General features: G+C 70.9%; 4 protein-coding genes. All 4 read left to right on the top strand.

Annotated elements, in window-relative coordinates; all coding sequences use genetic code 11:
• Window positions 1-376 (top strand): HesA/MoeB/ThiF family protein (locus tag ACY5KJ_RS04130; protein WP_462186734.1); only part of this gene is annotated, 376 nt, incomplete at its 5' end.
• Complete coding sequence (locus tag ACY5KJ_RS04125) at window positions 373-1,743, top strand: cysteine desulfurase family protein (protein ID WP_462186733.1); 1,371 nt, start codon at window positions 373-375, stop codon at window positions 1,741-1,743. The genes ACY5KJ_RS04130 and ACY5KJ_RS04125, both read left to right, overlap by 4 nt.
• A 112-nt stretch (window positions 1,744-1,855) precedes the next feature.
• Complete coding sequence (locus tag ACY5KJ_RS04120; protein WP_462202823.1) at window positions 1,856-3,859, top strand: 2-oxoacid:acceptor oxidoreductase subunit alpha; 2,004 nt, start codon at window positions 1,856-1,858, stop codon at window positions 3,857-3,859.
• Window positions 3,856-4,938 (top strand): 2-oxoacid:ferredoxin oxidoreductase subunit beta, encoded by a 1,083-nt coding sequence (locus ACY5KJ_RS04115; RefSeq protein ID WP_462186731.1) that lies wholly within the window; start codon window positions 3,856-3,858, stop codon window positions 4,936-4,938. Before ACY5KJ_RS04120 ends, ACY5KJ_RS04115 begins: the two co-directional genes overlap by 4 nt.
• The last annotated feature ends 320 nt before the right edge of the window (window positions 4,939-5,258 follow it).

Genomic DNA, 5,258 nt, shown 5'->3' with positions numbered 1-5,258 from the left:
CGACGCCCGGCACAACTTCCCCGAGCGGTATCTGCTCAACCGGCTGTGCCTGGCGACGCAGGTCCCCCTGGTCGTCGCCGCGATGAACGCCACCGAGGCGTATCTGCTGGTGGTCCGGCCGGGTTCGCCCTGCCTGCGGTGTGTGTTCCCGGAGGGGGACCCGTCCTGGGAGCCCCTCGGTTTCCCGGTGCTCGGCGCGGTCGCCGGAACGGTGGGCTGCCTGGCGGCGACCGAGGCGTTGAAGATCGCCGGTGGATTCGCCGAGCCGGCGGTCGGCCGGCTGATCCACCTCGATCTGTGGGACACGGACCTGCGGACGCCGCGGACGCGGCGCGATCCCGCCTGCGTGGACTGCGGCTCTGGAGGCGCATCGTGATCTATCTTGACTACAACGCGACGACCCCGGTCGACCCGGAGGTCGTCCGGGCGATGCTGCCGTTGCTGCGGGACCACTTCGCGAATCCGGCCAGCTCGCACCCGGCCGGGCAGGCCGTCGCCCGGCTCGTCGAAGGAGCCCGGCGGGACGTGGCGAACCTCGCCGGCGCCCAGCCGCGTGACGTCATCTTCACCAGCGGGGCGACCGAGGCGGCCAACCTGGCGATCGCCGGGGTCCTGGCCACCGCCCCGCCGTCCTGCCGCCGCGTGCTCGTCGGAGCGACCGAGCATCGGGCGGTCCTCGCCGCGGCGGAGGCCGCGGCGCGGGTGCACGGGGCGATCGTGCAGACCATCCGGGTTCATCCCGACGGCACGATCGACCTCAACCACCTGCGCGCGCTGCTGCAACCGGTATGGGACGGTTCCGCCGTCGCGGGGGGCTCCGCGATCGCGGGGAACGGGGGGGTCCTCGGGGCCTCCGTCTCGAAGGTCGCCCTGGTGGCGGCGATGACGGCGAACAACGAGACCGGGACGCTGAACGACCCGCGGCCCATCGCCGAGCTCGCCCACGGGGCGGGGGCGTTCTACCTCGCCGACATCACCCAGACGCTGGGCCGGATGCCGGTTTCGGTCGCGGACGCCGGCATCGACCTCGCCGTCGCGTCCGCGCACAAGCTCTACGGGCCCAAGGGCACCGGCGCGCTGATCGCCGGCCGGCACGCCCGGTCGCAGCTGGCACCGCTGATCCACGGCGGCGGGCAGGAACGGGGCCTGCGCGCCGGCACGGTCAACACCGCCGGGGTGGTCGGCTTCGGCGCCGCGGCGCGGATTGCCGCCGCGGTGATGGAGGACGAGGCCCCGCGGCAGCGGGCCCAGACCGAGCTGCTGCACGATCTGCTCGTCGAGTGGCTCGGCGTCGATGCCGTCGAGCTCAACGGGCCGAGTGAGCGCGGCGGGGGCCGCGAATGCCGGCTGCCGAACACCATCAACCTGCGGTTTGTCGGTGCCGACGCCGACGCCGTCCAGGCCTGTCTGCCGGACGTGGCGGTGTCCGCGGGCTCCGCCTGTCACGGTGGCGGCGCCGAGCCGTCCCATGTGCTCACCGCGATGGGCCGGTCGACCACGGCGGCCATGGAGAGCCTGCGGTTCAGCGTGGGCCGGTTCACCACCGTCGACCAGATCCACGCCGCCGCCGCCGCGGTGGCTCGCGCGGTGCTGCGCGTGCGTGCCCTGGAGCAGAACCGATCGAACGATCTCTTCGACGGCCCCACCACCGAGTTCCGGGTGCAGGAGATCCCCACCGACCGGGTGTTCTCGCGGGCCCTGCGCATGCCCGAGGTGCCCGCCCCCCGATCCGCCTATCCCTGACCCGTTCCCCGCGCTTCCCTGACCCCGCTTCCGCGCTGTCAGCGTTGCCACGCGCGGTCCCGCTCGCCCGGCGCGGGCGTGCGTAGCCGAGAAGTTGAGATGAGGTTTCGCCATGCCAACCGAACAGTTGTCCGAACGACCCGACCCGGGGGTCACGCAACTGGAACACGTGGTGATCCGTTTTGCCGGTGACTCCGGCGACGGGATGCAGCTCACCGGTGACCGGTTCGGCGCCCAGGCCGCCGCGGGCGGCAACGACGTGGCGACGCTGCCGAACTACCCGGCGGAGATCCGGGCGCCAGCCGGAACCGTGGCCGGGGTGTCGAGCTACCAGCTCCACATCGCCGACCACGACATCAGGACCCCGGGCGACCGGCCCGACGTTCTGGTCGCCATGAACCCCGCGGCGCTCAAGGCGAACATCGCCGAGCTGCGTCCCGGCGGGGTCCTGATCGTGGACACCGACGCGTTCACGGTGATGGGCCTGGAAAAGGCCGGTTACGAGGCCGATCCCCTGACCAACGGGTCGCTGGACGCCTACCACGTGCACGCGATCAACCTCACCGGTCTCGCCGCCACGGCCGTCGCTGAGTTCAACCTGAAGCGCAAGGACGCTGCCCGGACGAAGAACATGTTCGCGCTCGGCCTGGTGTCCTGGATGTTCAGCCAGCCCATCGAGGACACGATCGCCTACCTGCAGAAGCGGTTCGCCGCGAAGCCGGACGTGCAGGCCGCGAACATCGCCGCGCTGCGGGCCGGGTGGATCTACGGCGACACCACCGAGGCCTTCGCGCTCGCCTACGAGGTGAAGCCGGCCAAGCTGCCCGCCGGCACCTACCGGTACATGAAGGGCAACAAGGCGATCGCCTACGGCCTGGTCGCCGCCGCGCAGCAGGCCGGGATGCCGCTGTTCCTCGGCGCCTACCCGATCACTCCCGCCTCCGACATCCTGCACGAACTGAGCGCGCTCGCATCCTTCGACGTGCGCTCCTTCCAGGCCGAGGACGAGATCGCCGCCATCGGCTCCGCGATCGGCGCGGCCTTCGCCGGGATGCTCGGCGTGACCGTGACCTCCGGTCCCGGGATGGCCCTGAAGACCGAGGCTCTCGGTCTTGCGGTGATCATGGAGTTGCCGCTCGTCGTCGTCAACGTGCAGCGCGGCGGGCCGTCGACCGGTCTGCCGACCAAGACCGAGCAGTCCGACCTGCTCCAGGCCCTGTACGGCAGGCACGGCGAGGCGCCGCTGCCGGTGATCGCGGCGCGTTCGCCCGCGGACGGCTTCGACGCCGCGCTGGAGGCGGCCCGGATCGCGCTGGCCTACCGCACCCCGGTCATCCTGCTGTCCGACGCCTACGTCGCCAACGGCAGCGAGCCGTGGCGGGTGCCCGAGACGGCGGAGCTGCCCAGCATCGGGATCGATCTCGCCACCGGCCCGAACGGGGTGGACGAGGCCGGTAACCCGATCTTCCTGCCGTACGCGCGGGACCCGATCACGCTGGCCCGCCCGCTGGCGATCCCGGGTACCCCGGGGCTCACACACCGCATCGGTGGTCTGGAGAAGGCCGAGCTGACCGGCGCGGTCTCCTACGACCCCGACAACCACGACCTGCTGGTCCGCACCCGACAGTCCAAGATCGATAACATCGACGTGCCGCTCCTGGAAGTCGATGATCCCAGTGGGTCGCCCGGATCCGGCGCCGATGTGCTGGTGATCGGATGGGGCTCGACGTGGGGGCCGATCGGTGAAGCCTGCCGCCAGGTGCGGCGCGACGGTATGAAGGTCGCCCAGGCGCACCTGCGCCATCTCGCCCCGCTGCCGGCGAACCTGGCCTCGGTGCTGTCGGAGTACCACACCGTGCTCGTCCCCGAGATGAACCTCGGGCAGCTCGCCGGACTCCTGCGCCGAGAATGCCTGATCGATACCGTCGGCTACAACCAGACCCGCGGCATGCCGTTCCGGGTGGCCGAGCTCACCTCCGTCATCAGCCGGATCATCCAGGGCATCGACGAGGAGCCGTCGGCGGAGGCGGCCTCGAAGCCGGTCGGGGACGTGAGCGCCCGGTTGAACGCACACCTTGGTTCGAAGCTCGGCACGGCCGGGGAGGCAGGACGATGATCTTGCTGAATGATGGATCCGGAGAACCGTCGGGTGACTCGGCGGGACGGCCGGCGCTGACCGTGCAGGACTACATGACCGGCAACGAGGTCCGCTGGTGCCCCGGCTGCGGGGACCACGCCATCCTCTCGACGATGCGGGGTCTGCTGCCGACCCTCGGCGTCCCGCCCGAGAACATCGTGATCGTGTCCGGCATCGGGTGCTCCTCGCGGTTCCCCTACTACCTCGACACCTACGGCATCCACTCGATCCACGGCCGGGCGCCGTCCTTTGCGACCGGAGTCTCGATCAACCGGCCGGACCTGGCGGTGTGGGTCGTAACCGGTGATGGCGACGCGCTGTCGATCGGCGGTAACCACCTTATCCACGCGCTGCGTCGCAACGTGAACCTCAAGATCATGTTGTTCAACAACCAGATCTACGGTTTGACGAAAGGTCAGCACTCGCCGACCTCCAGGATCGGCACGATCAGCCCGTCGAGCCCCCACGGGTCGCTCGACAACCCGTTCGACCCGGTTGCGCTCGCGCTCGGCGCCGGCGCGACGTTCGTCGCCCGCACGATCGACTCGGACCGTCGCCACCTCACCGCCACCCTCACCGCCGCCGCGGCGCACCAGGGCGCGGCGCTGGTGGAGATCCGGCAAGGCTGCCCCACGTTCAACGCGATTCCCCGTCAGCCGAAGCGGTCCGATGCCGATGCCGGCGCCGCCGGGGTCGCCGGGGCGAAGGGCGAGCAGGGGCCGATCCGGCTCTCGCCCGGTATGCCGGTGGTCTTCGGCGTGGACGAGCAGTACGCCGTGATCCGCGACCCGGCCACCGGGGAGCTGGCCGTCGGGCACAGCGGTGACTCCCGCGTCGTGGTGCACGATCCGACGGTGGAGAACTCGACCTACGCCTACGCCCTAGCCCAGCTGGCGCGGGCGGAGTTTCCGGAGCCGCCGATCGGCGTCTACCGGTCGGTCTCGCATCCCGTGTTCGACCAGCTGTTCCAGGAGAGGCTGGCGACCGCCCGGCCCGGCGGCCTAGGCGACCTGCGGACGTTGCTCCAAGGTGCCGACTCCTGGACGGTGGCCGGGTAGGTCGCCGCCGGGTGACCTACGGCTGGGATGAGACCTACGGCTGAGGCGAACCGGACCGATGGGCGGTCGCCGGGTGGACGCTCGGGGGCGAGGGGATCAGGCCTGTCAGGGCTGGCCTGATCCCCTCAGGGGATTCCGCGTTACTGTGCCCGGCTCGGCCTCGGCCCGGAGTGATCCCGGTTCCGGGCCCATGTGGTTTCCGTCATGGTCTCCGGCCGCCTGGTGATGACGGCCTCCTGGTGATGACGCCTGCACGCCGTTTTCCGGGATTTTTGTCACGCCGCTTTCTCGTCAATCGGCATCACCCGTCGGGAAACCCG

This window comes from Frankia sp. CcWB3 (genome assembly GCF_977927595.1).
The sequence above is the reverse complement of the archived record's forward strand: the minus strand, read 5'-3'. Positions and strand labels throughout refer to the sequence as shown.